This is a genomic window from Subtercola frigoramans (assembly GCF_016907385.1).
Classification (GTDB): domain Bacteria; phylum Actinomycetota; class Actinomycetes; order Actinomycetales; family Microbacteriaceae; genus Subtercola; species Subtercola frigoramans.
Genome location: NZ_JAFBBU010000001.1, coordinates 238,165 through 264,805, shown reverse-complemented (window position 1 = coordinate 264,805; position 26,641 = coordinate 238,165). Strand labels below are relative to the sequence as shown.

The following is a 26,641-nucleotide window of genomic DNA, read 5'->3' as shown; positions in this document are numbered from 1 at the left end:
ACCCAGCACCACCAGCTCAAACAGAGATCGGCAGCCCTCACCTTAGAACATCGGTGGAACCAGGTTTAGAGTATGCGGAGTTCGCGCTCCATCGGGGTCTGACCTCGCCTGACCGCCCGGTTGAGCGGCCGCGCTAGGAGTAAGAGAACGAGTGTCATCGGGCCAAGGTTCGGCGAAACGATGCTTAATGCCAGCGCTACTACGGTGAGGCTTGACGTGATCCAATGGGCCCAGAGATACCGCTCGTCCGGTCTATAGCCGGGCTTGAAGCAGTTCGAACGCAGGAGAAGTAATTCCTGTATGCGCACTCCCACCTGGGAAACCAGAATCGTGAACACGCACATCGCAGAACCCAGCGCGTCAGCATCTGGGTTGCCGAGTATCAGAACAGACGGCACAGGCAAGAAGATGATGCCGGCCACCCACATCAGGTTTCCGATGATGATGCCGATCACGTCGGCCGCCATCAGGATGTACTCAACGGGGTGTAGGTGGATGAAGGAGTCCTGCATCTTGACGTCGAACGCCAAGATGGCGCCGACGACGAAGAGACTGCCTGTTCCGAGGCTCATAGTATTTTTCTGCTTCCGTGGCTCACGGTTGGTCCGCTGGACTTGAGCCAGAATGGTTGACTAGGCGCCGCGGTTGCCCGAAACCTCGGACGACCCGGGATCACTTGCGCGGCTTCGAAGTGCCAGGTTGTCAAAATCGCCCGCTTACCCCGGATAGCTCCAACGGGAAGCCGCGCGGGACATTTACCCTATCGGCAGGCTCATGCCGGTTCTTCAAAGTCAAAATTGGGTCGTCATCTCTTCCCAACGTCAAGCCACTCGACTTTTCGGCGGCGGCTGCCGGGGGCAGTCGCGATGGCTAGTGAACTCGCCGAGGTCAGTGCGCCGCATTATTCGTCTGATCGGATGCTGAAGATAGGGCTTGGCAGCTGCAGGCATGGGGCGTTTGATGGTTCTTTAACGTTTTGTTGATTGAACGGGCTTCGATGTGGAGGTTGTCATGACGTGGTGGGTGTGGTTGATCGTGATTGTCGCGGTGCTGATCATCGTGGCGATCGTCATATACCTGGTGCGGAGGCAGAGTCGATCCGCGTTGGAAGCGAAACGTCAACGTGCCGGAGAGCTTCGTTCCGAGGCAGAAGATTCAGACCTAGAAGCGCGGGAGCGAGAAGCGGCCGCCTTGCGGGTTCGAGCAGATGCACAACAGGCTCAGGTCGACGCTGATCGACTCGCCAGGGAAGGCGAAGCACGCTCGGCAGACGCCCAAACCGTTCGGGCGGCAGCTGAAGAGCGTGCCCGCCGCGCTGACGACATCGACCCTGACGTAGACACGAATCGGCGCTGAGCCGACGGTTCTGGGGTTCCGCGAGCCGGCGACGTGAAAACCACGTCGCTGGCATATGCCCGCGACTCTCCCGCAGCACGTCACAGGCGCCCGTGTCGAGCCCGCACGAAGCTGTACAGACCGTACGCAATCAGTGCTGCCCCGATGGCAGTGAGGATGATCGTTCCGAAGTGAAGTGTCCGCAGTGGCTCCAAGGCGCCGTCCAGCCCCGTCGCCTTTTGGGTATTCGCCGCAGACCGGCGGGTTATCGGGCCTCTCGGCCACGAGCACGGTGAGCTGCGTGTAGTGCAGTAACTGGTCGAAATGGAGGCGCCCGATCGAATCCGACCCCGATCGATTGGGTTCTGTGGTTCGCCGTGTGACCAACGAGTTGCTCGCCCGGCTCATGCTCACAGGCGCGAGCTATCAAGAGCTCGTGACAATCAACGTCTCAGCGTGCGGCGCGCTTGGGGTGTTCTCTTCTTCCCTCGTTCGACCAAGGGGATCGAAGGATTCCGAAGCGACGATGCGCCTGCTCTCGAGACGCACTTCGGCGGTTGGGTCGGAAGCAGTGGTCAGAATGCTCCCGCGAAGCCCTTTCTCCTCCTCGAGGTCCTCGTCAATCCCTTTCTGTGCATCCCGTCTTCGCGTAGACCAGAAGCATGCGAGCTCTCACCTTTCAAGGAACCCAGAACGTCTCCGTCGAGACCGTACCTGACCCGATCATCCAGGAACCGACGGATGCGATCATCAGGATCACGTCGTCGGCCATCTGCGGGTCAGACCTGCATCTCTACGACGTTCTCGGCGCCTTCATCAACAAGGGTGACATTCTCGGCCACGAACCGATGGGCGTCGTGGTCGAAGTCGGCGTAGGGGTGAAGAACCTCGCAGTCGGCGACCGTGTCGTCATTCCCTTCGTCATCGCCTGCGGCCACTGCTACATGTGTCAGCGAGGTCTTCACAGCCAGTGTGAAACCACGCAGAACCGGCACAGCGACAGCGGGGCATCGCTCTACGGCTATACCGAGCTTTACGGCGCGGTGCCCGGCGGCCAGGCGGAATACCTGCGCGTGCAGCTGGCAGACTTCAACGCGCTGAAAGTCGGAACGGACCTGCCCGACGAGCGGTACCTGTTCCTCAGTGACATTCTCCCGACGGCGTGGCAGGGCGTCGCCTATGCCGATGTTCCGGAGGGTGGCACCCTCGCGGTGCTGGGGCTCGGCCCGGTCGGTCAGTTCGCCAGCCGGATCGGAACGCACCTGGGCTACCGCGTGATCGGAGTCGACCCGGTTCCCGAACGCCGGTCCATGGCCGAACGTCATGGTGTGCAGACGCTCGATCTGGATGACGACATCCTGGCGCGCCTGCGGGACGAGACGGATGGCCGTGGCCCCGATTCGGTGGTCGACGCTGTCGGCATGGAGGCGCACGGCAACCCGGGTGCATCATTCGCCCAGAAGGCTGCCGGGTTGCTGCCCGATGCGGTGGCGCAGAAGGTCATGAAGACCGCTGGTGTCGACCGGCTGGCAGCAATGCACCTGGCGCTCGACGCGGTGCGGCGCGGTGGAACGGTTTCGCTCAGTGGTGTCTATGCCGGCGCAGGGGACCCCCTGCCGATGATCCACATGTTCGACAAGGGCATCACCCTGCGTATGGGCCAGTGCAATGTGCAGAAGTGGCGCGATGAACTGGTGCCTATCATCGAAGACCCGTCAGACCCCCTCGGCACCGAAGATCTCACCACTCATGCCGTGCCGCTTGAACGTGCCCCAGAGATGTACCGGACTTTCAAGGAGAAGAAAGACGGCTGCATCAAGGTGGTCTTGAAGCCCGGCCTGGAATTGTGAGCTGGCGACGATCGCAGAGGAAGACATGTCAACCAATCACCGCATTCTGAAGTGTTCGCCCGATGATGTGTTTGCCGTCATCGCGAACGGCTGGTACTTTCCCACCTGGGTTGTCGGAGCGTCCCGCATGCGAGACGTCGATGCGTCGTGGCCGCACACAGGCTCCCGGCTGCGACATTCGTTCGGGTGTGGCCAGCATTGATCAACGACGCGACCACGTCTTTGCAGTGGGATCCGCCGCGTCGAGTCGTGATGCAGCCGAAAGGCTGGCCCATCGGGGAGGCTCGGGTCGTGATCGAGGTCGAGCCGCACTCGGCCGGGTGTCGAGTGACGATCGTCGAGAACGCAGTGAAGGGGCCGGGCACACTGGTGCCGGGCATCCTGATGAATGCCCTGTTGTTCATCCGCAACATCGAGACGCTGCGCCGGCTTGCCTTCATGGCTGAAGCGCAAGCCGGCGGTGACCTGCCCTCCTCCCACACGCCGACAGAGGATGATCGGACCCCGCCGAAGCGCGCATCGAGGGGCACTCTGCGTCGCACTCTTCTCTACGGTCTGGTGGCCGTGGTGTTCTTCGGTGCCGTCTCGGCGATGACGCCTCCGCAGAACGGTTCGCGGCGCAGAAGGGCCCACTGAACGAGGCACGGTATGCGCTGGTGCGGGGGCTCGGCGCCGGCCCGCGATCTGCCTTGTTGGCGGCGAAGTTGCTACTATCTTTAGAAGGGATCAACACCCATGCCCCACATGGCGCCCGCCTTGCCCTCTGGCGCCAGGGTCGCGCCGACGACGAAAAGGAAAACGCCCGTTCTGAGACGGATAGTCGCGTTTTGCTTCGGCAGCTTATGGCGGGCTCGCTTGAGGTGAGCAGGAAATGTTGACTAGATGCGGCGGTTGCCTGTCAGGAATCGCAGGAGAAACACGATCAATGCGATAGCGAGGAGCACGACTCCGACCCAGATCAGGAAGCTGAGAGTGTGAGCGATTCCTCCGGTGATGAGGAGGATGATCGCGATGACGGCGATGATAGCCACCAGGATGTTCATGAGCGTGTCCTCTGTTCGGGCGCACTCGCTGAGATCGAGTGTGCTGAAAGTGGCTTCCGATGAGAAGTTACCTGACGTTAGCAACTCGTTGATTGGTAGAGCAATCCGCTTGACAAGCAGCCCCGGATGGGGCGTCGGTGAAGATTTATGCGAGTCCAAGCTGATCGACAGTCGGCTTAGTGAGGGCAACACCATCTCAGTTTGCCGTCGTGGATGCGCGTCGCTGTCGAGCTGCGCCATGCCAGCTGGAATGACGACGACGTGTACCGGCTGCTCGAGCAGCACCATGCCGCGTACTGCGTGATGAGCGGGGCGGGCCTGGCCTGCGTCATCCGCGCTACCGGTGACATCGTCTACGTCCGGATGCACGGGCCTGACCAAGCCAACCTGTACGGTGGCTCCTACTCCGACGACGACCTCGCCTGGTGGGCAGACAGGCTACTCGAATGGCACCACGTCGGCCACGAAGTGTACGTCTACTTCAACAACGACGGTGACGGCAACGCCATCCGCAACGCCCGCACACTCACATGGATGCTCGGCCCGCGAAACTGACCGCTACCATCCTGCGATATCGCATCGCGCCGGTTGGATTTCTGCCCAGAACGTTGCCCAGGGTTCAGATTGGGCACGCCGGAAGGGATGGTCATGCACCGGGAGCTGGGCTGTCTGTTGGTACCGCTTCTGGCGCCGGCAACAGCCCGGCGTCCTTGGCGGACTTGTCGAACTGAGCTCGTTCTCGCTGGTCTTCTTCGTGTTCCACCGCGTCGAGGTCGCGATCGTCAGAGGCGGATGTGGATGTGGATGTGGGCTGATTCATGACTCAAGAGTATGTCGGAGGGGTTCTCCTCATCCACCCCTTGCGAGAGGCTTCGGGGGCGGAAAAAAACCGTGACGAGATGCTATGTCCGAGCCAAGGGTCAGGTGTTCGCGTGATCGGCAGCCCCGGCCACCCCGAGGTGGGCGTTCACCGGGAACCGCCATTCTCGAGCAAAATCCTCGGCGGAATCAGTCAGAAGGCCGCGCAAAGCCGCGTGCAACATCATCTCCGAATTCTCAGCATCGCCAGCCGGGACGACGTGCACGACGCGTGACCCGGCCCGTGAGACGAAAATTAGGTCAGCTAACTCCGATGACTCACGACAGAAGTCGAAAACGGAGCTGTCAGAACTTCTTACCGCCCGTCGCCACGCCCCGGGGGTGCGCGCACGAAGCTCGACCCACCACAACTCCGCGGCTACCGTCACGACCTCAGTTCATCACTCCCGCGGTCAGAACGCAGCCCCTTGCCATGCTCCCACGCTCGTGCGTGGAGGTGGCTGACCTTTCCGATCACACCGAGGACAAGCATGCACGGCAACCCGGGTACCGCGGTGTAGACGCCGACGCAAACGGTAGTTATCGATGGGCGGGATGTTGAGCTGCCCGAGCACTGGCCGGTCTCCAGGCTGCGTGGCCCGAACAGGTACCTGGGGTGCTCGCTGACATCGGCGCCGATCAGGTGAGCGCAACCTTCGCACGACCATTGACGACCAAGGGTTGCGCCGTCTATGCGGGTGGGTCCAGTTGCGTCGAGATATCGAGTTCTCCGCCGTTCGCGGTCCTCATCAACGCTTCGATCCACTCCCTGTTCAGCGCGGGGCGCACAGGGTCATCGAATCCGAACCGGATCTCGATAGCAGGATGTAACCAAATAGTGTTGCGTCCCGGTACGTCGCCTAGAGCATTCACCCACGACAAGGTGAACTTCTCATCACGGCGCAGCTTGTTGATGATCACGACTTTGATATGAGCGAGGAGCCGGTCCTCGACTTCGATACACGTTTCGTTCGCGCCATAAAAGATCTTCCCCACGGCGCTCTCCAATTGATGTTGGTACTTCGTTCACGATAGCATCCGCCGCGTAGAGAAGCTGCTTATTCTGGGCGGCCCGGTCCCTGTGAGGATTCGAAGAAATGGTCACCGGCACGCACTGTTACCAGAGACGCTCAACCGTACGGTCGGGATTGTGCCTACCATCCAAGAGCGATCACCGCGGCGACGCGTCGAGTACCAAACGTGGCGACTGAACAACCTCGGATGGATGCATATCGCTGTCGTATCAGTTGTTGGTGTCGCCGCGCTCGGTCTTGCAGCGTTCGCCGTGACCGTTCGATAGATTGCGACGATCACCCTCGATGTCCAGTTCGGTCGAGTGACTCGGTCGTTGATGTGGACGAGATACGTCGGAGGGCCGGGTCGGCACCGATAGTTGCTGGTGCGCTGATGGTCAGATCCTGATGGTTGTGGCGCCGGTCAGACCGGCGCCTACGTCGTCTCGTGTGATTGCGTTCCCGGTTGACGAGTCCACATCGGTTCGCCCGCCCGCACGAAGGCCGGTCCGGAATCGGTGTTGAACCGTCGATTCGCCTCCACTATTTCGTGCTGCAGGATTCAGCTTCGCGAAGGGTGGGGGTTCGTTCTGAAGTTCACGGCTTTGTGTGTTCCGTCGCAGAACGGTTTGATCGACGAGACTCCGCAGCGACATAGCGCCACGGTTGCCCTGGTTCGCTCGATCGGGGCGCCAGATTGGTCGACGATGTCGACATCGCCACGCACGAGCAACGGACCGTCGGTGTATGCCTGGATCGATGCGCGTTCCGAGGTCATCTCGTTCTCGTCTCGACCGAGTCCGGCAGGGGCAGGCGGAGGGATGATCGCTGAGAGGTCCACGCGTTGAGGATGTGCTCGCTTGCCCAACCGTCGACGGTGAGGCAGGCGCTGGCTCCGAACATGATGTCGGCGAGAAGGGCCGGCTGGTCTTCTGCCAGAGCGCCGGCGAGGTCTCGGCCGGCGATCTGTTCGTGAACTGCGTCGGCCTCGACGTGTTCGTCGAAATACTCCGTGACGTCGGGGCCGTAGCCGAGCCGTCGGAATCCGTTGCCATACTGCCGGCTGGGGATGGAAGAGGTCATTTCGAAGGCGGCCAAATGGCCGACGATTGCCCCGCGGAGACGCCTGTTCAGCCCGAACATCGACATCATGTTCATGGAGGAGAGGATGATCGCGGGTACATTGTCGAGGTAGCTCGCGTAGCGGGCGTCGAGGCCGAGTCCGCGCATGGTGCGGGCGAAGATCGCGGAGTGCATCCGCTCGGGTCGACCGCCACCGTATTCATCGGCCTGGATCTCGACGAGCGCAGCTTTCGGACGCCCGGTCAGCCGCGGTATTGCCCACGAGTGCGGATCGGCCTCCTTGAGGGTGTAGATCGAGCGCTGCACGAGAAACTCGCGGAGTTGTTCGACCGTCGCCTTCTTCGCGACGAACCGGGCGAGGCTGGGACCGGTTTCGTGACTGGTCAGTTCGAACAGGGCACGGGCGACCGACTCCGCGTCGCTTGACGGCAGTTCGGGATGCGGCACGACTGCACGCAGCCGGTCTTCGAACCGGCTCTCGATCGAGGTCCGTCCCGCGATCAGCGAGGTGTTCCATTCCCAATGCTCGTCGCAGTTCACGACAGACCCGTAAAACAATCCGTACAGAATGAACAGCGTCAGCTGCACATCGTCATCGCGCAGAACGTCGCCTGTTAAGGCCAGCGCCGATACAAGCGCGGCGTGGAACTGGGCAAGAACGTCATCGGCATCGTCTGCCTGGCCGGTTAAGGCGTTCAGCAAGGCCCGGCTCGCGGGACCCCGATCGGTGAAGTGCGGTGAAGCGAATGTTGGTCGGTCGACCACGTTTGAGCTGTACATGAATTCACGATCCGTCATCGACTACCAACCGGCAAGCCCTTGTGTTTGCGGGAATGGTCTGCCGCCAGCACAGTGTCGGGGAACTCCGGGGGCAATTCTGAACAAACGTCGTGCCTTTGCGTCGGGTACGCAGGCCGAAGGTGCCACCTGGGTGAACGGCCGGAACGAGATCCCGACGCGGGCTCAGTGACACGGCCGGTGGCGATGAGCGGGTGTGAGGTGAATCGCTAGGTCGTCGTACCGTGCGGTCTCTGATACCGACTACTCGATCGGCGAGGTGCTGTCCGATGAGGACGCCATCGATCACGTCTTCAACGATGAGCTGCCAGGCGTGAACGGCCCCCGCAATATCGGGACTTTCGCGGCGACGTCACGACGAGTACCGCACTACGATCAAGAAGCTTGGACGTTCAACGCGTATCCCGCAATCCCTTGGACTGTGCAGGTGTAGTGGGTACCTTTCGAGAGTGAAGCCTCACAGGACACCTGAACCGCCGCAGCGGAGGGTTCCGCGTTTGGCACGTTTCGCGCGCTGGTGGGCCGTGGACTATGTCTTCGCGGCGTACTGGCAGGGGCGAGCGATCGTCGGGGCGTCCCATCCGGAGAAGTTTCAAACGGGGCATCTGAACCCTGTTGTGATCATTCCGGGCATCTGGGAGACGTGGGCGTTCATGCGCCCGCTCGTTCAGAGACTGCATGACGCCGGGCATCCGGTGTTCGTTCTCACCACGCTTGGTCGTAATGGCCGCCCTGTCGCGACGTTGGCGGGACTTGCCAGCAGGTACATCGTTCAGCATGACTTGCGCGACGTGCTCATTGTGGCGCACAGTAAAGGCGGCCTCATCGGCAAATACGCGATGGCGTTGCTCGATGACACAGGGCGCATTTCAGGAATGGTCGCGGTGTGCACCCCGTTCGAGGGCTCCCGCTACGCCCCGTACCTTCTGCTGCCGTCTCTGCGAGCGTTTTCGCCGCGCGACGCAACCACGTTGTTGCTTGCCGAGAATCGTGAGGTCAATGCCCGAATCGTTTCGGTGTATCCGCAATTCGATCCGCACATCCCGGGCGGCAGCGAGCTTCCGGGCGCTCACAACGTCGAGCTTGCTACCGGCGGTCACTTCCGGATCCTTGCTGACGAGCGGATCATCAAAATTGTGCTCGGTCAACCCTCCGAAAGAACCCTCTGATGGCCTTACATCTCCACTTCGGTGCGGCTATTAGGATGAGCATCAGCCGGGATTGGCGCAAGGTCGTTCACTCACTCCCCACCACGTGGCCGGGGAGATCAGCCGAGTCGTCGAAAACGCTTCAGCCTCAACGAGTAGTCCAGCAGCACACCGGTGACGAGACCTCCGCAGCCGGCCGCATCTGGCGGGCGACGACGAACGGTTCCGTTGTGAGCGTGGAATCGGCGTACAGTGAAAGGAGATCGGATTCTTCACCGGTCTCGAGCCTTCATCCCCGGACCCCGGATGCGACACGGAACGTGAAGCCCACCACTAATCCGGAGCCGAGGTTTCATGCAAATTCATAAGGTCCACGTTGACGGTCAGACGTTCATTCTGACTGCGGGGCAAGACGTCTCGGCACTGAAGGACAGCATCGTCGGGGCGTTGAAGGACGGCGCGGGGTTCGTCGAATTCGAAACCGTGGGGCGTGGCATCGTTGCCGTACTGATCACGCCGAATCTCCCGGTGCGTTTCGAGACGGTCGAGCGGACCGTAGACCAGGTTTCCGCGTGGGAAGAACACCCGCCGATGATCGAAGACAGTCAAAGCTTCGATTTCGACAGCTTCTTCGACCATCTCTCCCCATGACCGCTCCGACCGATGATCCGGTGGCGGTCACCTCTGCGCTGTTCCGCGTAGGGTGAGGGAGCCTTTGATGGGCATGTTGATGTACGGCAGTCCCAGCATCGAGTTCAGCTTCGATGACCGTGCTCTCGCTCACTTGCAAATCGTGATCACCGCGAAACTGCGGCGCCGCGAGAGTTTCGCTTTCTCCTGGGCTGACTCCCCCGACATTGGTAGCGGTCGCAGCTCCATCTGGCTGGACCCGTCGAGCACACTTTATTACCGGTTCTATGGCAGCCGCGTTCCCGCCATCAACCGGGACTGGATCGACGTCCTGATGGACTCCGCGAGCAGCGGCGGTGGCCTGCACCTCACGGCCGAACCCGGCACAACAGCGCACACCGCGCAGCAGCACCGTTGACTCCTCTCTGTCCGTTGGCATGGGTTAGTCCGTTCAGGGGTTATCGCGGGTGCCGGCGGATTCGCGTAGGCGACGACCGACCGCGATGTCTTCTTGTTTTTTCTTTTCGGCTTTATCGCTCTTGCGGGTGTCTCGGGGGGGCAACTGAAGGGTTTCTTCGGCCTCGATGCCGGCTTGCAGCTGCCGGCCGCGTTCGAGTTCGGCGTCAAATTCGGCGCCGAACAGCAGCGCCATGTTCGCGATCCACAACCAGAGCAAGAAGATGATGACACCGGCGACCGAGCCGTAGTTCTTCGCATAGTTCGCGAACGTGGTCACGTAGAGCCCAAACGCCACAGAGGCAACGAGCAACACAAGCAGGGCGAGTAGCGCGCCGAGGCTCATCCACCGGAATTTTGGTTGCTTCGCGTTCGGTGTCGCGTAGTACAGGATCGCGATGATCAATACAACGGCGGCGGCGAGCACGGGCCACTTGACGATGGACCACACGATCTTCGCCGCGTCCCCGACCCCGAGTGCGTTTCCGACCGAGTCGGTGATCGGTCCAGACACGATGAGAATCAGGGCGATGATGACGATGAGCACGATCGCGATGACCGTGACGAGCAGTTGGATGGGCTTGAGTTTCCAGAACGGGCGTCCCTCCTGAATGTCGTAGATGCGGTTCATTCCGCGGCTGAACGCGGTCACGTACTTCGACGCCGAGTAGACCGCCACAACAATGCCGACTACGAGCGCGAAACCGGCGGCCGGCGAACTGGCGAACTGCTCAAGCGGCCCACGGATGGTGTCCAGTGTCGAGGCGGGCGCCACACCGCTGAGGGTGTTGAACAACGAGTCGATGACCTGCTGGCCTTGCCCGATCACGCCCAGAATCGATACCAGCGCCAGAAGGGCCGGGAAGATCGAGAGAACCGCGTAGTAGGTGAGCGCGGCGGCGATGTCGGTGCACTGGTCCGTTCCGAATTCTCGGATCGTTTTTCGCAGAACGTACTTCCACGACGGTTTCTTAAGCTGGGCTGGGGAGTCAGGCTCGCGTTGATCGTCAGGCCAGACGCGGTGGCCTCTTTTTCGCTCGTGGACTTCGCGGCCATAGAAACTTCCTCGTCCTTCGGGGTGCATGCGGTGGGCAGGGTCGCAGCATCCGCGGCCCTGCCCACCGGTGATGTTTTTTCGAGTGTTTAGCTGTTGCCCTGCAGGACGTGTTTGGACTCGGCTGCTTGATCTTTGACATCGGCGACGGCGCCGGTCGTTTCGTCTTTAACGGTGGCGGCGGCGTGGGTGAGGGTGTCATTGACGGCAGCGGCGGCATCCTGGGCTGGCTGTTTGAGCGCGTCGGCGGCCTCTTTCGCGGCGTCTGTGACCTGGTCGACGAGCGGTTGGGCTTTGTCTTTCAGATCGGCGGTGAGTTCTTTCTCCTTACTGGTCGCAGGGATCAGGGAGGCTGCGAGCAGTCCGACGCCGAATGCGATGAGGCCCACGGCGAGTGGATTGCCTTGAGCTTTCGCGGCGACCTTCTGTCCTGCATCGGTGACAGTGTCTGTTGCTGAACCGGCGTTGTCGTGCAGGTCGGATGCGGCACCCATGATGCGGTCTTTGACGCTGCCGAACGCGCCCTTGATCTTCTCCGTCTGGCGCTCGGCGATCTTTGACGGGTCGACCTTGTCTGCCAGAGCATCCACGTTGCCGCTGAGCTCAGCCCGGGTGGCTTCGATGTTCGCGCGGATCTCGTCGGGGTTGTCGCTCATCGGTTTTCCTCATTTCGTTTCAGAGTGTCAGGGAATTCTTTGAGGGTGTCCACGGTCTGCGGTGCACCCTTCACTTTTTTCAGCTCACCGCGGCCACGCGAGTACAAGATGAACCCGACGATCGCCCAGACCACGGCGACGATCAGCGCTGACCAGCCGTTGCCGAGCAGATAGCCGAGCCCCCACCACGCGGCGATCGACAAAAACAAGACGGTGAGGTGGCCGGCGTAGCCTGCGCCGGCGAACATGCCAGCACTTTTGCCTGCCTGGGCGGCGGATTGTTTTAGTTCCGCTTTGGCCAGTTCCAGTTCTTGCCGCATCAGCGTCGACAAGTCCCGGGTGACCTCACCGAGCAGGTCACCCAACGACGTGTTCGCAGCTTTCTGCTCTGACGGCGTGTCTGTCATGCTCGGTCACCGAAATACGGCCGGGTGCCCTCGCTTGGAGAGAGTTCGTCGAACGACGAGCTCTCGACCTCCGTGCCGGTGAGCGGTTCCTGCACCGTCACTGATGGCGGCGTGACCGGGGGCGGTGCGATGTATGTCGGCGTTGTGTGAGAAACGGCCTTCGGGGTGTGGTCGGCCTTCTCGTCGGAAGCGTTGCTGATGAGGCTTTTCGTCAGCCGGCCAGCGACAAGCCCAGCGATCGCGGCGACGGCGATGAACGTGCCCGGCTTGCGGCTGGCATAGGCGCGCACCTCCCGAAGCACGGACCCCGGGTCCCGGTCTTCAAGCCACGTCGCGACGCTACCAGCGCGGTCCGCGGCTTGGTGCACGAGGTCCGCGGCGACGCCGGTGCCGTCGGAGGAGTGGGCCATGCTGACGAGTTCCTCGGAGATCAAACGAAGCCCCGAGGCGACGCGTTTCTGCTGGCTGGCAGCTTGGTCTTTCAACTCCCCCTGCGCCTGCGTAAACAAGTCTTTTGCTTGCACCTTCGCTTCAGACACAACCTTGCCGGCCTCCGTCTTCGCCGTCCCGGCGACCCGGGTACCCGACTCCGTCACCTGGTCTTTCAGCTGACCGGCCTGGTCCTTGACCTCATCGGCCTTCTCGCTGACACCAGACGACGCCGTCGACGCGTCATCAGTGGTGTCCTCTGCCGGCGGGAAGGTCGTGGAGACCTGATCGTATATGTCGCTCATGAGTTTCCTTTCATATAAACCGAACTCGGGCGAAAAGAGAACCGCTAACGCGGTCACAATCCGCGATCGGAATTGATCATCCGCCCGATAAAACTTTCTCGACAGGGCTAGCCAAAACGCGACACGAGAGTTATATCCGCCGAATAGCCAACCGCTTGCTTGCACGGTTCTCCGCAACGACGCAACTACCGCTGGACGGCGGGTGATCTGCCTTAGTAGTCGTCGTAATCGAATCCAGCGGCAGGAGCGTCGACGCCGCTGGCGCTTTTCGGACCGTCATATCCGTCGAACTGTTCGATGACCACGGGAACCCCCGGACTGATCAGAACCGTGATCTGCTGGTCCGGCCTGGTCGGCAACCTCACAAGGCCGCCGCCAGCCCGAATCACGTCAGCGATCGTCCTGCTCAGCTCCTCTGCTGAGGCGTCCGGGGCGAGATAAAACTCATGCCTATCGACCGTCACTTTTAGCACCTGTGTCATCAAACCCGCCTCCGCCTCGCACTCCTCACACCTCACGGTACGCCGCCGCAAACCAGCCGACAGGGGTTGACAGCTCGGCTAGACCGGATCAGGCTGCACAGCAACCTCATCCAGACGCTCTCGGTGTCTGCATATCCCACAAGCCCGGTTCATGTCGAGCCCGCGCCGCGCCTGGCCACTGGGGTTTAGGGTCAGGGCATTGTTATGGAAAGGACAAACCATGGACCTCGGATCTCTCGGCAGCTACCGTCTCCCTGCAGCGATCAGGACCGGGTATGGCGTAGTGACCGCCCAGGAACTCGCCGATCAGCTCGGCGTCACGAAACGGCCAGGCCCGGAACTCGTCCGCCAGGCCGAGACCGCGTACCACGCGTTACAACAGGGCAACACTTTGCCCGCCCGCGCTCTGTTGGTCGAGCAGCTCGGCGTCAGCGAGACCTCAGCCGACGCGGCCCTCGCGAAACTACCTGCCCTCTGACAGCCCCAAGGACTCCACGAGCACGGGTGAGGACACGTCCCGGCAGCTGCGTGAGTGAGGGATCCCAGATGCTTCCGGCAGTGCCGTTACCACGTGAATGAAGACGCTGTTTCGGCTTGGATGAAGATCCTCTCACCCTTTGAACGGCAGAGGAACGAGCCGGTACGCTTTGATCGGCGGTTCGCCAGAAGTCGCAGATCGGGTGATCTGAGCCACGTGGTCTGAGTTCGGGGGTGTGATTTGAGACGAGCAAGAAAACCGGTGCGTTCGAAATACTTGGACCGAGTCGGCCCGGTATTCGTGAAGACCGTTAACGATCGGGGCCACGTGATGGGAATGATCGACGCCCTCGAGCAGGCCGGGGGTCGCCCGACGGCGCGCATTTATCGCGACACTCTCGGCGCACGCCGAACCACGATCGTGAGCCTCCGGTTCGGCAGTTACCGGGCCAAAGTCGGCGAGCTGCCGACAGATTTAGTCGGCCGGCTTTGGTGGCGGATCCGATGGAATTCCCTGACGAATCGAGCTATCAGCGTTCCGGCGCGAATCGATACCGACCCGGGCTCGCCGACCTACCTGAGTATCTGGCTGGGAAACAATCTTCCAACAGGGGCTGATCAGCCCTCCACGAACGCACCCGTGTCAGCGAAGCACAGTGTCGACGGCAACGGATGAAGGAACCGTCCGATTGCATTACGACTCGTGTCAGATACCAGCGACCCATCGTTCCGAACTGCCAACGGGTCGACGCCATCACGATTCGGGCGAACAGGAGCACGGGGCACTGACTCATCCCGAATGTTCATCCTCACGCCCGGTTGATCGTCAACCGAGGCAGTTCCCCTCAGGCACATTGAGGAAAGGTGAAGAGCGTAACCCCGTGCGCCGGTCAACCGCAGCAGGCTAGGGAGTCATGAGCAACAAATCGGCTGGGGTGTGTCATGTAGCCGGTTTTCACTACTGGGGGCCGTGCTCGCGAATGGGTTTTTCAGAAAACGCGGGGTTGGCTTCATCCGGGCACCGCAAAAGGTGACGGGAAACCGCTCATCGACCGGCTCTTCCAATGGAACAGAAGTGGCTATGTACATTACACACCTCCAACCGACGTGAACATTGGTGCGGGGCCGGGAGGCGTCGGCCCCACACCAATTCTTTGTAGGTTTCCGCCTCGTTTGTTTGGCGAGCGGTTGTTATATGTCCCGGTGAGTATTTCTGTTCGTGCGGGCGAGGCCCGTGGCGATGAGGTAACCGATCGTGAGGAAAACGATGTACTGCATCGCCTGGGTGGCATCGAATGGGTCCGGGCCAGTGGTGTGGGATCCGTCGCTGTTCGTCACGGTTGCCCCATCGACGACCGAGGAGGTGATGATGACAGCGAGGACGATGATGACGTAGACGATGAATTCCGGGGTGAGGAATCCGCCGATCAGGTCACGGGCAGCCCGGCGAGTATCGACCGTGCTCCCGGTCAGAGGGCGGGTAGGTTCGCGCGGCACGCTCATCAGCTGTCTCCTCGGCTTCGGGGAACTACAGTGTTCCCAACGACTTGTCCTAGCGGGATTCCACCCACCGGCGGTCACCGCATCCATACTCACACCCCGCAACGTGGGAGGCTTGACAACACGACAATCAGGACACAACTTGCAAAGAAAGGGTGCACCGAACCGGCGGGCGCCGCTAGAGGGTGATGGCTTGTGTGAGGGTGTCGATGAGTGCTTGTCGGCTTTCGTTTCGGAGTTCGAGTTCGTTGATGACGACAGCGGCGAGGTCCTTCATGGTGTGGATTTCGTCGTCGGTGACAGTACGGGGTTGAAAGTCGAGTACGGAGAGGGTACCGAGGTTGTAGCCGTCTCGGGTGCGTAGCGGTACCCCGACGTAGAACTGCAGCCCGAACTCGCCGTCGACGAGGGAATTCGGGTGGGCGCGGGAGTCGGTTCGGGCGTTCTCGATGATCCAGGGTTCGTCGTTCATGATCGCGGACGAGCAGAGCCCCGGCTCTCGGTCTATCTGGTCGATGTCCAGGCCGTGGTGTGATTTCAGCCAGATCCGGTCGTGATCCACGATGCTGATCAGCGCGACAGGGGTACCCATGACCCGGGCCGTCAGCGCGGTGATCCGGTCGAATGTGGCGTCTTGTGGGGTGTCGAGGATGTGATAGCGGTGCACCGCCTGGAGGCGTGCTGGCTCGTCGTGTTCGGTGGTGTGGGTGTCGGCGGAGCGGTGCCGGCTGGTCTCGGTGATCACGATCCGGCGGAACGCGTCAACGAGGTCTCCGCCGAGCGGCCGTGCTTCGGGCTCCGCCGAGGTCATCGCTCGCAGAAGAATCTGCCAGTCAGGCGATAGCCAGGACGGTATCGCTGGGTCCTGGCGGAGCCGTGCGATCGCTGATTCGGTGGGGGTGCCGGGAAAAGCGAACTCTCTGGTGAAGCATTGCAGCAGCACCAAACCGAGGGCGTACACGTCTGTTGCCGGGCCGACGGGAAGTCCGCGGGCCTGTTCGGGGCTGAGATACGCTGCCGTCCCGGTCGTTACGCCTTTCGCGTAATGCTCGACGCCAGTTGTCATGGCGATACCAAAGTCGGTGAGTTTCGCTCTGGCCCTGGAACTGTTGCTGTACGGTGCGATCAGAATATTCGCGGGCTTCACATCCCTGTGGGTCACGCCGTGGTCATGGATGTATTCCAAACCTTCCGCGAGGTCGTAACCGATCTGAGCGATGTGCCGCGACGAAATCTGTTTCTCCGTGAGCCACTTCTTCAAATCTGTCCCACCGAGCAATTCCATCACCAGATAAACCCATAAACGGGCCGGGTCGGAGTCGTCTATGCCCGCATCGTGCAAAGTCACCAGACTGTGATGGTTCAAACTGGCGAGAATTTTCGCCTCCTCAGCCTTCCGGGTTGCCTCCGCCGGGTCTGACGGGTCCGAATCAATCAGCTTCACAGCCACGTCCCGGTCCAACCGCAGATCGCGGGCGCGATACACTGACGCCATCGCACCCTGCCCGACGAGTTCCACCAACTCGTACCGTCCCTGCAAAACACTGCGACTCGTCACCGTCACCGACCCTTCATCAGGAAGTATAAACGCGACCGTCCCTGAATCCAGACACCTGAAAGACCACAGCAGGAACGCAGTACCCGTGCACGGTTAGCGGTAGTTATCAGGCCGCCAAGCACCCTCGGCGGTGCCTTTAGACTCGATATATTTTTTGAAGTTCCGCAGGTCCTTCTTGATCGCGTGGTTATCGACGCCGAGGGTGGCGCCGAGCTTCTCGAGAAGTCCCTTTGGTTCCCAATCCAGTTGCACGCTGACCCGGGATGTGCTTTCGCTGAGCTTGTGAAACGTCACAACTCCAGCGTGGTCAACTTCCCCACCGGTACTTGTCCACGCAACCCGTTCATCGGGATGCTGTTCCGTGATTTCCGCCTCGAACGTGCGTTCCACGGTCCCGACCTTCACGACCCACACGGTGAGCGTGTCCGTGGGTTGAGTGATCGATTCAACCTCGTCCAAAAATTTCGGGAATTCTTCAAACTGGGTCCACTGGTTATAGGCGACCGAGACTGGCACATCCACATCAATGGTTTCGATAACACTAGGCATCGCCCCGCACCTTTCTTTGGACTTCTGACACGGCAACCGTAGGCAGGTCAGGGCTATATCGGGTAGCCCTTCCCTGTCGCTGCGTCAAATGGTAGGGATATCAGAACCAGCCAGCAGTGCAGAGCCACGGGTAACGCGAGTTCCACCGCTGGGAAGCGCGGTCGAGGACCGCGTCGCAATCCCCGCGGACTCGGGTGGGTGCCGGGCCGCGAACGGCACCGATCCCGCACACCGAATACCGGCAAGTGCTCGGCCGAGCAGACCGGCGGCTTGCAGATCAGGGTGCCGTAGAGTACGTCGCGTGGGCAATGACGCTGGTTTCTGGTTTTTGAGTCGCGCTGAGCGCGGCAACGTGGCCACAGAGGTGCACGCCGGGCCGCGCGGTTCGCTTCCGTGGTCAGAGGGCAATCTCGTCCGGCCGTTAGTTCACGGGGCAACGTATTTCGCCCGGTTGTACGAAGAGTTGTCGGCCTTACGTGCCGGCGACCGGGTGTGGTTCACCGACTGGCGTGGCGATGCCGACGAGCGATTGCTCAATGAGGGCCCCACGGTCGGCGATCTGCTCGCCAGCTTGGCACAGTCCGGAGTCGAAGTGCGCGGCCTCATTTGGCGATCCCACGGTGAGCGCGTCTCGGCCCCAATCAGTGGTCGTTCGAATGAGCTCCTCGGCCGCCGAATCAACGAGGCCGGAGGGGAGGTTCTGCTCGATCAGCGCGTACGCCTGTTCGGGTCACATCACCAGAAATTCTTCGTCATCCGTCACCGCGACGACTCGTCACGTGATGTCGCGTTCGTCGGCGGCCTCGATCTCAGTCACAGCCGTCGAGACGATGCAGGCCATACGGGCGACCCGCAGGCAGTGAGCATGGATTCGCGATATGGGAAGCGGCCACCCTGGCATGACGCAGCTCTCGAACTGCGTGGACCTGTGGTTGCTGACGTGCTGGCGGTGTTCGCGGAACGGTGGAACGACCCGCATCCACTCGATCGACGAACCCCGTACCGGATGCTGCTGCAACGCCTCGCTCACATGCCACGGCACCCCAAGCCGCTCCCCGAAAGCACGCCCCCTGCTGCGCCTGTCGGTTCGCACGCCGTACAGTTGCTGCGCACCTACGGCGTGAAACATCCGCCATTCCCATTCGCACCCGCAGGAGAACGCAGCATTGCCCATGCTTACGTCAAAGCATTTGCCCGCGCCCGAAACCTGATCTACATCGAGGACCAATACCTGTGGTCCACGGAAGTCGTGACCGGGCTCGCCCGCGCCCTCACCAAGAACCCGGAATTGAAAGTGATCGCGGTCGTACCCCGCTACCCTGACGCTGACGGTCCCGTGGCGGGACCACCGAGCAGGCTCGGCCAACTACGCGCCCTCGAAATGTTGCATCGAGCCGCACCAGACAGAATCGGAGTTTTTGATCTGGAGAGCAACGCGGGCACGCCGATCTACATCCACGCCAAGATCTGCATCATCGACGACACCTGGATGACGTGCGGCTCAGACAACTTCAACCGTCGATCATGGACGACTGACAGCGAACTCAGCTGCGCCATCTTCGATGCTTCCAGCGCCGACCAGACAGCAGATGCCAGCGACTCTGACGGCAAGCAGCGCGGTAACATCGCACGCGATCTGCGCATAGAGCTCTGGGCCGAACACCTTGGACTTGATCTCGACGATCCGCTCCTTCTGAATCCTGCGGAAGGGCTTGTGACGTGGAACACCGCGGCCGATGCTCTAGACCACTGGCACGAGGCGAAGACAGCATCAATCCGACCCGCTGGACGAGTGCGTCATCACGCTCCTGAACCGGTCTCGCGTGTTCAACGACTCTGGGCCACACCCCTCCTCCGCTTCGTCATTGACCCCGATGGCCGGCCCCGGCGCTTGCATGGAACGGCACAATTCTAGAACGGCATCTGCACACCATGAGGCTGCCCGTCCGCCCGAAGACAGTTCGCACCGCAGCTCTCGAACGCGCGTCGGTAGGTGACACTCACGGACGTCAACGCTCTGCTCCCCCAGTCTGTAGTGCCTGCGAAAACCTTTTATTACCAGCAAGGGTGCGGAGGAGCAACACGATGAAGCGACGACGTGGAGATGCCCCCGGTGATGACTAGGAGGACAGCGATGAGTATGTGCATGATTTCCTCCGATTCGAGTGAGGCCTTCGTGGCGCCAGCGTAGAACCGGCCATGTTCCTTCAGCACGGCTGTCTTCAGGGGGTGGCGCTGGGCGTGGCGGCAGGCTCGGTCGTGGCCGGTGCCAACCCCGGTGTCGCAGTAGGTGTTGGCGTGGGTGTGGGTGTGGGTGTTGATGTGTCTCTAGTGCTCTGGCGTGGGAAGGGGAAGCTGTCGCCTCCGGCGCCGTCGGCGGCGGTCTTGTAGAACTCTTTCCACACGTAGAGCCGGGAAAGTCCGCTGTAAACATCGGTGCCGTTCCCGCCGGTGACGACTGTCTTTCTCACCGATACGTTGCCGGTGACGTTTCCCACCCATGATGCTGAGACGAGTTTCGTGGTGCCTCCGACGAGCCAGACGTCTTTCTCGGCGTCCGTTGTGCCTGTCTTGCCGAAATGCGGTGTGTCATCGTTCGGGTCGGCGCGAGTCGCTGTCCCGTTCTGGATGACGCCGTGCATCGCGTAGAGGGCTGTCTGTGCGATGGCGGGGTCGATGGCCTGAGTACAGGTGCTCTGCGGTACGGCGACGTTCGCTCCGCTGGAGTCGGTAATCGAGGACAAAGCGATCGGTGTGCAGAACACCCCGTTGTTCGCTACTCCAGCGTAGGCGGCGGCGAGGGTGAGAGGTGCGACTTCGTTGCCACCGAGCACGCTGGCGTACAGACCGGTCTGCATGGGCTGCTTGTCCGCCCGGTGCATCCCGAATGCGCCGGCTATCGCGTTGATGTCGCAGAGGTCAAGTTTTGACGCCATGTTCAAGAACGCGTTATTGACGGAGTTTTCGAACTGGCTGAGGACGGAAGCGCGCCCGCCGGTCTCGCCGGTGTCGTTACCGGCAACATACGGGCCGCTCACAGTGTCACCGCAACTGTTCGTGAGCTTTTTCGCAGTGAACGTCTGATTGTTCGATCCGTCGACGGTGTCGTAAAGGGAATGCCCTGTTTTCAGCCAATCGAGAAGAACGAAGAGTTTCTCGGTTGATCCGTTCTGAAACCCTGTCGACCCGCCGTAATCGGAGTCAGTACTGTAATTGATCGCGGTGTTCGTGGCCTGATCGGCGGCCGGATCTTGGCTGTAGCTCTTGTTCTGCGCCATCGCCAGCACCTTGCCAGTACCCGGCTGCACGGTCACGAACGCGCCGCCGATATCGATGCCGGGCATCGAGGAGGGAACGTAGTCGGACTCGGCTTTGTTCGCCGCCGCCTGCAAGCCCAGGTCAAGCGTCGTGACGATCTTGTAACCGCCCGTAGCCAAGGCGTGATCGCGATCATCCGGTGATGCACCGAAGGCAGGATCGTTCTCAATAATGTGTTTGACGTAATCGCAGAAGAAACCCGCACCATTCACGGCCGTCTGGCATCCCGTCGAGGGCGGCGTGATCACCGGTGTCACCGGTGTCGCCACAGCAGCGTCGAACTGCGCCTTCGTGATCGCGCTCGCCTTCAGCATGGACGACAGCACGTCTTTATCACGGCGGGCCTTGTTCGCGTCGATATTCGCTGGATCATCGATGCGAAGCCCTTCCGGCTCGTTCACCATCGCTGCGAGGCTCGCGGCCTGCGGTAACGACAGCGCATTCGCGTTGACACCGAAGTAGTACTGCGAAGCGGCCTGGATTCCGTAAACCCGCCCACCGAACAATGCGATATTCATGTAGCCGAGCAGGATATCGTCCTTGCTGTACTCCTTCTCCAGCCCGATCGCGAGTTTCATCTCCTTCAGCTTGCGGTCCGTCGACGTCGCCGTGGCATCCGCATACGCCGCCTTCTCGGAGACAGGGTCAGTGATCGCCTCGGCACGCTGGACAAGAATGTTCTTCACGTACTGCTGCGAAATCGTCGAAGCGCCAGAGGTGATACCCCCGGTGAGGGTGTTCGCTATCAGGGCCCTGAGTGTGGACTGAACATCAAGGCCGCCGTGAACGTAAAAGCGTGGATCTTCGGTCGAAACGATAGCGTCTTTGACGTACTGCGAAACATCATTCCAGCCGACTTGCTGCCGATCTTGGTCAAAAAACGACGCGAGAAGAGTCTGCGAGCCGTCCGCGTTCTGCGCGTAGATGCTCGACGTCTGAGACAGAGCGTCCGGTTTGATGTAGCTCGGCAGATTCTCGAACACACTCAACGAACCATTCACCGCCATACCAGTCGCCGCCAACGTCGGAGTAACCAGCGCGGTCACCAACATGCCAGCCACAGTGCTCAGGCTGACAAGCCCGACAATCGTTCCCAAGAGACCAGATTTTCTCCCCTTATGCGCTGCCACAATAACCCTTCTCGGAAACTCGCATCCATGAACAACAGGAATGCCACGACCGGCCCCATGTTACGTGCCCGGTTGACCCGGGTCAGATTTTGGGCCACCATGAACACGTGAGCCGGACTGTGGCAGGGACGGAGATGTCTTGATTTCGACCAAGCGATCTCAACCCCGGACGTGGGTGAGCGGTTCGTTGAGTCACGGAGTCGGATCGTCGTGAGTGAGGCTGCGGCTGGCGACGAAGCGGACCGCGATGTGAGGCCCCCAATGAAGGCGTTGTTCGTGGCCGCGCCGACGCTTTCGAGGCGTTTTCTGACACACGGATGGTAACCGGTCTTGATGCATGATCGTGCGGTCGTTCCGCCTCAAAAAGGGATAGCGCCGCTGTACGCGGCGGGTTTCACAACCGCGTTCGGGGCACACGGAATTGCGGCGGGTCTCGGAGCGGAGGCAGACGGTGATCGCTGCTTCAGGATTTGTTCTGATCGTGGTGTGGCCGACACCGGTGACTCTGTACCTTTCGGCCGCGCTTCTCGGGCTCGGCATCGGGATCGCGACGCCGCTGGGGTTCGCGCACCTCGCAGCGACCATTCCTGCGGAGAGGATGGGCCGGAGCATGGGAACAGCCGAGCTCGGCCGAGAACTTGGAGACGCCGGAGGCCCTCTCCTCATCGGTGCTGTGGCGACCGCCGCGGGTGTCACTACAGGTCTCGGGGTTCTCGCCGGCGTCCTCGGCATCATCGCAGGAACCACTGCACTAGCACTGCGACACCACAGCCCCTCGAAACCAGACACGGCACCCCGAAACACGCCATAGTTCTCGTGACCGCGGCTCCTCAGGCACAGAGCAGGTTCAGGAGTTTTCGACGCCAGCGGAGGGTGGATGAGCTGCGGGGCCAGTTTTTGGCGAGGGTTGCAAGTCCGCGGACCATCCGCAGTCCGAAAGTCTGAGGTTGCTGGAACGGACGGAAAGAAATCTCTACCCTGTTAGCGGGATCGTAGGCAATGTGGTGGCTCGGGGTGAGGCGAATGGTGAGGTCGAGATCGTCATGCACTTTCAGGCCTGACCGGTGCACAGTGTCCGCAACGGGCAGCCAGGCTGTGCGGCGGAGGAAGAAATTTGACCCGAACAAGGGTGTCGTTGCCAGCGCCAGGCGAAATGTTGTGAAATAGGCGCCGAGGTAGAGTTTCGCCAACACGGCAGAGCAGTAGCGTGGCCCGTCGTAGAAGCTCGCGGGGCCTGTCACCGCATCGATCGAGGGGTTGTCATGCAGATATTGGATACCTTTTCGTATCCAGTCGGGTGAGGGGATGGTGTCCGCGTCGAGGCGTCAGATGATGTCGCACCGTGCAGCGTCGTATCCGGCGCCGGCGGCAGCAGGTATCCCTGGCACGATCTGAGCGAGAACGCGGGCGCCTGCGATTCTGGCGACGTCGGCAGTGCTATCAGTGCTGGCATTGTCGATGACGATGATTTCGTCGGGCCGCCGCGTTTGTCGTTCGAGTGCTTCGAGGCAACGCGCCAGCGCAACGGCGTCGTTCTTCGCCGGAATGACAACAGAGACACTCAACGCCGATGATGCTTCAACGGTCTTCGTTCTCCGCTCATGGCTTCGCGGGCTGACGGCGGCGGCCAGCGCCCACCCGGCTGCGGCGATCGCAGTCATTCCCGAGAGAGCATCCGAGCTCGCACACGGTCGCGCCCGGTTGCGGGCGGCAGTGACTGCCACCGCGCCGAGGAACATCACGCCGATTTCATCCAGGATCAACCCGGCATGAAGTGCCGTCAGGTGGGCGCGAGCGGACCCCTGGCTCTTTTCGCCGCCTGTCACGGGGCGGCCGAGGTGAGGGTGTCCGCGAACCGGACGATGGGCTGAACTGTCTCTGTCGGGGAGGAGTGTACGACGTTGTGTCGGTACCGGCTCGTCCGGCGGGTGTGTCCGTCGCTGACTTGAGTGGCGAGCCAGGTTGCCCAGTGCTGGTCGGCGATCGGGTCGTTTCTGCCCCGGAGTACCAGCAGCGGCCGGGTGAGGCGCTGGATGCGTTCGTGGGTGGGGTAGGCGAGCATCGCGCGCGTCTCGGCGAGGAACCATACCGGTCCGCAGCGGGCGTAGTCGAACAGGACCATCAGGTTCGTGGACAAGGGTTCGAGTGCGGCATCGCGGAGAAGTCGAAGTCCCTGTTGCCAGAGCGTTCGCCGCCGAGGGTCAACGACCGGGCCGATCATCACGACCCCGCTGACCAGATCGGGCCTGGTGATAGCGAGCTCGAGAGCAAACTGGGCGCCCATCGAATGACCAACCGCGATCATCGGCCCCATTTGGGTGCGATCAAGCACCGCGGCCACACCGTGCGCGTAGTCCCTGACGCTCAACGGCCGATCCGGGCGGGGTGTACCGCCGAACCCGGGGAGGTCGATCGCGATGACGTCCCCGTGCTCGACGAGCAGTTTCGCGGCCCTCGTAAAGGCGCGGTGAGAAAGCCCGATGCCGTGCAGGAGCAGGAACGTGGCCTGTTGGGTGCCAGCGCCGCGGGGCATCCGGAACACTCTGTACTGGTTCAAGTCAGTGTTCTTCAGGCCGTATCAGCGGGAACACGGACCGTCAGCGCGCCGGGCTCGATCCAGGCGTTGAAGGCGGTGGCCTTACCGAAACCGTCACCATCAAGTTCGATTTCCTCGGGGCGAGAGAGGCGGACCACGAATTTCTTAGCGGTGCGGTAGTGCAGCTCGGCATCGTTCTTCTGCTCACCGACCAGCGCCTTCCCGGCCTTGGTGCGGCGGACGATGCCGTTCAGCCAGGCCACTTTCGCCCATACCCGGATCCAGCCGAGCACTCCCCCGGGACGCATTAGAAGGAGATCGAGCAGCCCGTCGTCGAGGACGGCGTCGGGCATGAGAAGGATGTTCGCCGGCAGGGACCCGCAGTTGCCGAGGATGACCGTGTGAACCGTTGCCCGTTTGGCCGGTTCGTTGTCCAGCTTGAACCGCAGGTGAAGCTCGTTCGGGTCACGCAGCGACTTCGTGATCGCCCCAACGTACGCGGCGATACCCGCCTTGGCTTTGAGGTCATCGTCGGTGTTAGCGATCATTTTCGCATCGATGCCCATACCAGCCATGACGACGAAAACGTGCTGGTCCCGGGTCTTGTCGATACGTTCAATGTCGATGACGCCGAGATCGATGGCCCGGTTAACGCCCGTGAAGGCCGAAATCACAGATTCCGGTACGTCATTCAGAGTGAGTTTCAGGTTACGGGCGAGGAGATTTCCGGTGCCGGAGGGAAGCAGGGCCAACGGTATGGCGGTTCCGCGCAGAGCCTCAGCGACCGCGCGCACCGTACCGTCACCGCCAGCAGCGATGATCAGGTCAACACCGAGATCGACTGCCTGCCTGGTGACGCCTTGGCCGACATCCTCGACGGACGTTTCGAGCCAGAGCGTCTCGCCCCAGCCCGCATCGGCAGCTGACCGGTTCACGACGTCACGGAGCGCGTCGAGGTCGACCTTTGTGGGGTTATAGATGACCGCAGCAGTCCGGGACGAGGGTTCAATCATGCCGCCAGACTACGGCCAACCACGCGACCGTTTCCCCGATGAGTCGGGGGCTTGTGGGCACTGCATAAACCTGCGTGCACGGCAAGCCACTGTAAACCGTGTGGTCGCTCGGGCACGCTTAAACCATCCGCGATCGCGGCATCCGTCAACGGCCTTCACAGGCGGCAGGAGCCTCACCACCATGTCACATTCGAAAAGCTCGTCCGCCCCTCTCGTCAAACGAATGCCGAAACATCTCTACGAAGAAGACCTCGAACGGCTGCAGATTCAACTCGTCAGCATGCAACAGTGGGTTATCGAGACCGGCGCGCGCGTCGTCGTGATCTTCGAGGGCCGAGACGCCGCGGGGAAGGGCGGCGCCATCAAACGCATCATGCAATATCTGAACCCGCGTGCGGCCCGCGTCGCAGCGCTGCCCACCCCGGATGAACGCGAAAAAGGCCAATGGTACTTCCAGCGATACATCAAACACCTGCCCACCGCGGGCGAGATCGTGTTGATGGACCGCTCCTGGTACAACCGCGCCGGCGTTGAACGCGTGATGGACTATTGCACGCCCGAGCAGTACCGCCGCTTCTTACACCAGTGCCGACATTCGAGCAAATGCTCACCGAAGAAGGCATCATCTTGATCAAATACTGGTTCTCCGTGTCCGACGCCGTTCAGGAGGAACGCTTCCATTCCAGGCAGAACGACCCTATGCGACGCTGGAAACTCTCCGACACCGACGTGGTCTCTATCACCAAGTGGGAGGACTACTCCCGCGCGAAAGACGCCATGTTCGAGGCCACCGACCACGCCTACGCCCCCTGGTGGACCATTGAAAGCGACGACAAACGTGCCGCCCGGCTCAACACCATCAGCCACCTCCTCTCGCAAGTGCCCTGGGAACCACGCCAACCCCCGAAGGTCGACATCCCGCCCCGACCGGCAGCAGATGACTACGACCGCCCCGACCGAGATCGCTACAAGTACGTACCCGACCACGCCGCCGACGTCGGAAAAAAATAACG

At 61.4% G+C, this 26,641-nt stretch carries 30 protein-coding genes and 3 pseudogenes; 13 read left to right on the top strand and 20 right to left on the bottom strand.

The genetic code is table 11. The annotated features are described in order from the left end of the window. Positions 1-65: 65 nt before the first annotated feature. Positions 66-572 carry a hypothetical protein gene (locus tag JOE66_RS01345; protein ID WP_205106365.1) on the bottom strand — a complete coding sequence of 169 codons (507 nt, stop codon included), beginning with the start codon at positions 570-572 and terminating at the stop codon, positions 66-68. 439 nt (positions 573-1,011) lie between these two features. On the opposite strand from JOE66_RS01345, the gene JOE66_RS01340 reads away from it, so the two are divergent. After that, positions 1,012-1,356: a hypothetical protein gene (locus JOE66_RS01340; RefSeq protein ID WP_205106364.1), complete on the top strand. Its 345-nt coding sequence runs from the start codon at positions 1,012-1,014 to the stop codon at positions 1,354-1,356. Between the two features lie 80 nt (positions 1,357-1,436). On the opposite strand, the gene JOE66_RS17015 is transcribed toward JOE66_RS01340, so the two are convergent. Further along, complete coding sequence (locus JOE66_RS17015; RefSeq protein ID WP_307827271.1) at positions 1,437-1,604, bottom strand: DUF1206 domain-containing protein; 168 nt, start codon at positions 1,602-1,604, stop codon at positions 1,437-1,439. 393 nt (positions 1,605-1,997) lie between these two features. Here JOE66_RS17015 and JOE66_RS01330 point away from each other — a divergent pair, with 393 nt between their 5' ends. Both JOE66_RS01330 and JOE66_RS17545 read left to right on the top strand, forming a co-directional pair. Then, entirely contained in the window at positions 1,998-3,185 is a 1,188-nt protein-coding gene (locus JOE66_RS01330; protein ID WP_205106363.1) for an alcohol dehydrogenase catalytic domain-containing protein, read from the top strand. Between the two features lie 249 nt (positions 3,186-3,434). After that, positions 3,435-3,821: a hypothetical protein gene (locus JOE66_RS17545; protein WP_307826993.1), complete on the top strand. Its 387-nt coding sequence runs from the start codon at positions 3,435-3,437 to the stop codon at positions 3,819-3,821. A 242-nt stretch (positions 3,822-4,063) separates the two neighbouring features. On the opposite strand, the gene JOE66_RS01320 is transcribed toward JOE66_RS17545, so the two are convergent. Continuing rightward, the gene (locus tag JOE66_RS01320) at positions 4,064-4,228 is read right to left on the bottom strand and encodes a hypothetical protein (RefSeq protein ID WP_205106362.1); all 165 of its coding nucleotides are present in this window, start codon (positions 4,226-4,228) and stop codon (positions 4,064-4,066) included. Positions 4,229-4,426: 198 nt separating this feature from the next. Between JOE66_RS01320 and JOE66_RS01315 the strand changes: the two are divergent. After that, a pseudogene (locus JOE66_RS01315) lies at positions 4,427-4,783 on the top strand (DUF72 domain-containing protein); the annotation flags it as partial. A 91-nt stretch (positions 4,784-4,874) separates the two neighbouring features. On the opposite strand, the gene JOE66_RS01310 reads toward JOE66_RS01315, so the two are convergent. Continuing rightward, the gene (locus tag JOE66_RS01310; protein WP_205106360.1) at positions 4,875-5,048 is read right to left on the bottom strand and encodes a hypothetical protein; all 174 of its coding nucleotides are present in this window, start codon (positions 5,046-5,048) and stop codon (positions 4,875-4,877) included. Between the two features lie 112 nt (positions 5,049-5,160). Between JOE66_RS01310 and JOE66_RS01305 the strand changes: the two genes are divergently transcribed. Then, positions 5,161-5,322: a hypothetical protein gene (locus tag JOE66_RS01305; RefSeq protein WP_205106359.1), complete on the top strand. Its 162-nt coding sequence runs from the start codon at positions 5,161-5,163 to the stop codon at positions 5,320-5,322. Positions 5,323-5,776: 454 nt separating this feature from the next. Here JOE66_RS01305 and JOE66_RS01300 read toward each other — a convergent pair whose 3' ends face one another. From JOE66_RS01300 to JOE66_RS01290, 3 genes are all read right to left on the bottom strand, one after another. Continuing rightward, positions 5,777-6,082 carry a DUF7882 family protein gene (locus tag JOE66_RS01300; protein WP_205106358.1) on the bottom strand — a complete coding sequence of 102 codons (306 nt, stop codon included), beginning with the start codon at positions 6,080-6,082 and terminating at the stop codon, positions 5,777-5,779. Between the two features lie 579 nt (positions 6,083-6,661). Continuing rightward, on the bottom strand, positions 6,662-6,877 hold the full coding sequence (locus JOE66_RS01295; protein ID WP_205106357.1) for a CDGSH iron-sulfur domain-containing protein: 216 nt from the start codon (positions 6,875-6,877) through the stop codon (positions 6,662-6,664). Continuing rightward, positions 6,874-7,962 carry an iron-containing redox enzyme family protein gene (locus tag JOE66_RS01290; RefSeq protein ID WP_205106356.1) on the bottom strand — a complete coding sequence of 363 codons (1,089 nt, stop codon included), beginning with the start codon at positions 7,960-7,962 and terminating at the stop codon, positions 6,874-6,876. The genes JOE66_RS01295 and JOE66_RS01290 overlap by 4 nt, the downstream gene beginning before the upstream one ends. 515 nt (positions 7,963-8,477) lie before the next feature. Between JOE66_RS01290 and JOE66_RS01285 the strand changes: the two genes are divergently transcribed. The 3 genes from JOE66_RS01285 to JOE66_RS01275 all read left to right on the top strand — a co-directional run bounded on the left by JOE66_RS01285 (position 8,478) and on the right by JOE66_RS01275 (position 10,176). Continuing rightward, on the top strand, positions 8,478-9,149 hold the full coding sequence (locus tag JOE66_RS01285) for an esterase/lipase family protein (RefSeq protein WP_239518179.1): 672 nt from the start codon (positions 8,478-8,480) through the stop codon (positions 9,147-9,149). A gap of 333 nt (positions 9,150-9,482) precedes the next feature. Next, positions 9,483-9,779, top strand: a complete 297-nt coding sequence (locus JOE66_RS01280; RefSeq protein WP_205106354.1) for a hypothetical protein — start codon at positions 9,483-9,485, stop codon at positions 9,777-9,779. Between the two features lie 67 nt (positions 9,780-9,846). Continuing rightward, positions 9,847-10,176, top strand: a complete 330-nt coding sequence (locus tag JOE66_RS01275) for a DUF7882 family protein (RefSeq protein WP_205106353.1) — start codon at positions 9,847-9,849, stop codon at positions 10,174-10,176. 33 nt (positions 10,177-10,209) lie between these two features. On the opposite strand, the gene JOE66_RS01270 is transcribed toward JOE66_RS01275, so the two are convergent. The 5 genes from JOE66_RS01270 to JOE66_RS01250 form a co-directional block, all read right to left on the bottom strand. Continuing rightward, a complete protein-coding gene (locus JOE66_RS01270; protein WP_205106352.1) occupies positions 10,210-11,298 on the bottom strand; it encodes a YihY/virulence factor BrkB family protein in 1,089 nt (362 codons plus the stop codon). 59 nt (positions 11,299-11,357) lie between these two features. Then, a complete protein-coding gene (locus JOE66_RS01265; RefSeq protein WP_205106351.1) occupies positions 11,358-11,924 on the bottom strand; it encodes a DUF3618 domain-containing protein in 567 nt (188 codons plus the stop codon). Continuing rightward, entirely contained in the window at positions 11,921-12,331 is a 411-nt protein-coding gene (locus tag JOE66_RS01260; protein ID WP_205106350.1) for a phage holin family protein, read from the bottom strand. Before JOE66_RS01260 ends, JOE66_RS01265 begins: the two co-directional genes overlap by 4 nt. After that, positions 12,328-13,065, bottom strand: coding sequence for a hypothetical protein (locus JOE66_RS01255; protein ID WP_205106349.1), 738 nt, complete (start codon positions 13,063-13,065; stop codon positions 12,328-12,330). The genes JOE66_RS01260 and JOE66_RS01255 overlap by 4 nt, the downstream gene beginning before the upstream one ends. 212 nt (positions 13,066-13,277) lie before the next feature. Next, complete coding sequence (locus JOE66_RS01250; protein WP_205106348.1) at positions 13,278-13,547, bottom strand: hypothetical protein; 270 nt, start codon at positions 13,545-13,547, stop codon at positions 13,278-13,280. A gap of 220 nt (positions 13,548-13,767) precedes the next feature. Between JOE66_RS01250 and JOE66_RS01245 the strand changes: the two genes are divergently transcribed. Together JOE66_RS01245 and JOE66_RS01240 are read left to right on the top strand one after the other, a co-directional pair. Next, entirely contained in the window at positions 13,768-14,025 is a 258-nt protein-coding gene (locus tag JOE66_RS01245; RefSeq protein ID WP_205106347.1) for a hypothetical protein, read from the top strand. Positions 14,026-14,325: 300 nt separating this feature from the next. Then, positions 14,326-14,700 carry a hypothetical protein gene (locus JOE66_RS01240; protein WP_205106346.1) on the top strand — a complete coding sequence of 125 codons (375 nt, stop codon included), beginning with the start codon at positions 14,326-14,328 and terminating at the stop codon, positions 14,698-14,700. A 515-nt stretch (positions 14,701-15,215) separates the two neighbouring features. On the opposite strand, the gene JOE66_RS01235 is transcribed toward JOE66_RS01240, so the two are convergent. The 3 genes from JOE66_RS01235 to JOE66_RS01225 form a co-directional block, all read right to left on the bottom strand. Next, the gene (locus tag JOE66_RS01235; RefSeq protein ID WP_205106345.1) at positions 15,216-15,527 is read right to left on the bottom strand and encodes a hypothetical protein; all 312 of its coding nucleotides are present in this window, start codon (positions 15,525-15,527) and stop codon (positions 15,216-15,218) included. A gap of 175 nt (positions 15,528-15,702) precedes the next feature. After that, positions 15,703-17,043, bottom strand: coding sequence for a protein kinase domain-containing protein (locus JOE66_RS01230; protein ID WP_307827269.1), 1,341 nt, complete (start codon positions 17,041-17,043; stop codon positions 15,703-15,705). A 132-nt stretch (positions 17,044-17,175) separates the two neighbouring features. Further along, complete coding sequence (locus JOE66_RS01225) at positions 17,176-17,631, bottom strand: SRPBCC family protein (RefSeq protein WP_205106343.1); 456 nt, start codon at positions 17,629-17,631, stop codon at positions 17,176-17,178. Between the two features lie 301 nt (positions 17,632-17,932). On the opposite strand from JOE66_RS01225, the gene JOE66_RS01220 reads away from it, so the two are divergent. Beyond that, positions 17,933-19,546: a phospholipase D family protein gene (locus tag JOE66_RS01220; RefSeq protein ID WP_205106342.1), complete on the top strand. Its 1,614-nt coding sequence runs from the start codon at positions 17,933-17,935 to the stop codon at positions 19,544-19,546. A gap of 307 nt (positions 19,547-19,853) precedes the next feature. On the opposite strand, the gene JOE66_RS01215 is transcribed toward JOE66_RS01220, so the two are convergent. Further along, positions 19,854-22,046 (bottom strand): transglycosylase domain-containing protein, encoded by a 2,193-nt coding sequence (locus JOE66_RS01215; RefSeq protein WP_205106341.1) that lies wholly within the window; start codon positions 22,044-22,046, stop codon positions 19,854-19,856. A gap of 484 nt (positions 22,047-22,530) precedes the next feature. Between JOE66_RS01215 and JOE66_RS01210 the strand changes: the two genes are divergently transcribed. Beyond that, a complete protein-coding gene (locus JOE66_RS01210) occupies positions 22,531-22,890 on the top strand; it encodes an MFS transporter (RefSeq protein ID WP_307826992.1) in 360 nt (119 codons plus the stop codon). A 19-nt stretch (positions 22,891-22,909) separates the two neighbouring features. On the opposite strand, the pseudogene JOE66_RS01205 reads toward JOE66_RS01210, so the two are convergent. From JOE66_RS01205 to JOE66_RS01190, 4 genes and pseudogenes are all read right to left on the bottom strand, one after another. Continuing rightward, positions 22,910-23,389: pseudogene (locus JOE66_RS01205) on the bottom strand (glycosyltransferase family 2 protein); the annotation flags it as partial. A 15-nt stretch (positions 23,390-23,404) separates the two neighbouring features. After that, on the bottom strand, positions 23,405-23,905 hold the full coding sequence (locus JOE66_RS01200) for a glycosyltransferase family 2 protein (RefSeq protein WP_307826991.1): 501 nt from the start codon (positions 23,903-23,905) through the stop codon (positions 23,405-23,407). Next, positions 23,902-24,636, bottom strand: a complete 735-nt coding sequence (locus JOE66_RS01195; RefSeq protein WP_205106339.1) for an alpha/beta fold hydrolase — start codon at positions 24,634-24,636, stop codon at positions 23,902-23,904. The genes JOE66_RS01200 and JOE66_RS01195 overlap by 4 nt, the downstream gene beginning before the upstream one ends. Before the next feature lie 11 nt (positions 24,637-24,647). Next, positions 24,648-25,628: a diacylglycerol/lipid kinase family protein gene (locus tag JOE66_RS01190; RefSeq protein WP_205106338.1), complete on the bottom strand. Its 981-nt coding sequence runs from the start codon at positions 25,626-25,628 to the stop codon at positions 24,648-24,650. 223 nt (positions 25,629-25,851) lie between these two features. Here JOE66_RS01190 and ppk2 point away from each other — a divergent pair. Then, positions 25,852-26,639: pseudogene (gene ppk2, locus JOE66_RS01185) on the top strand (polyphosphate kinase 2). Positions 26,640-26,641: the final 2 nt, after the last annotated feature.

Excerpts from the sequence above, each read along its gene's own strand:
- JOE66_RS01310 (WP_205106360.1), bottom strand. The coding sequence starts at position 5,048 with ATGAATCAGCCCACATCCACATCCACATCCGCCTCTGACGATCGCGAC.
- JOE66_RS01320 (WP_205106362.1), bottom strand. The coding sequence starts at position 4,228 with ATGAACATCCTGGTGGCTATCATCGCCGTCATCGCGATCATCCTCCTC.
- JOE66_RS01280 (WP_205106354.1), top strand. The coding sequence starts at position 9,483 with ATGCAAATTCATAAGGTCCACGTTGACGGTCAGACGTTCATTCTGACT.
- JOE66_RS01235 (WP_205106345.1), bottom strand. The coding sequence starts at position 15,527 with ATGAGCGTGCCGCGCGAACCTACCCGCCCTCTGACCGGGAGCACGGTC.
- JOE66_RS01275 (WP_205106353.1), top strand. The coding sequence starts at position 9,847 with ATGGGCATGTTGATGTACGGCAGTCCCAGCATCGAGTTCAGCTTCGAT.
- JOE66_RS01295 (WP_205106357.1), bottom strand. The coding sequence starts at position 6,877 with ATGACCTCGGAACGCGCATCGATCCAGGCATACACCGACGGTCCGTTG.
- JOE66_RS01345 (WP_205106365.1), bottom strand. The coding sequence starts at position 572 with ATGAGCCTCGGAACAGGCAGTCTCTTCGTCGTCGGCGCCATCTTGGCG.
- JOE66_RS01330 (WP_205106363.1), top strand. The coding sequence starts at position 1,998 with ATGCGAGCTCTCACCTTTCAAGGAACCCAGAACGTCTCCGTCGAGACC.
- JOE66_RS01270 (WP_205106352.1), bottom strand. The coding sequence starts at position 11,298 with ATGCACCCCGAAGGACGAGGAAGTTTCTATGGCCGCGAAGTCCACGAG.
- JOE66_RS01225 (WP_205106343.1), bottom strand. The coding sequence starts at position 17,631 with ATGCCTAGTGTTATCGAAACCATTGATGTGGATGTGCCAGTCTCGGTC.
- JOE66_RS01190 (WP_205106338.1), bottom strand. The coding sequence starts at position 25,628 with ATGATTGAACCCTCGTCCCGGACTGCTGCGGTCATCTATAACCCCACA.
- JOE66_RS01340 (WP_205106364.1), top strand. The coding sequence starts at position 1,012 with ATGACGTGGTGGGTGTGGTTGATCGTGATTGTCGCGGTGCTGATCATC.
- JOE66_RS01290 (WP_205106356.1), bottom strand. The coding sequence starts at position 7,962 with ATGTACAGCTCAAACGTGGTCGACCGACCAACATTCGCTTCACCGCAC.
- JOE66_RS01255 (WP_205106349.1), bottom strand. The coding sequence starts at position 13,065 with ATGAGCGACATATACGATCAGGTCTCCACGACCTTCCCGCCGGCAGAG.
- JOE66_RS01265 (WP_205106351.1), bottom strand. The coding sequence starts at position 11,924 with ATGAGCGACAACCCCGACGAGATCCGCGCGAACATCGAAGCCACCCGG.
- JOE66_RS01245 (WP_205106347.1), top strand. The coding sequence starts at position 13,768 with ATGGACCTCGGATCTCTCGGCAGCTACCGTCTCCCTGCAGCGATCAGG.
- JOE66_RS01260 (WP_205106350.1), bottom strand. The coding sequence starts at position 12,331 with ATGACAGACACGCCGTCAGAGCAGAAAGCTGCGAACACGTCGTTGGGT.
- JOE66_RS01250 (WP_205106348.1), bottom strand. The coding sequence starts at position 13,547 with ATGACACAGGTGCTAAAAGTGACGGTCGATAGGCATGAGTTTTATCTC.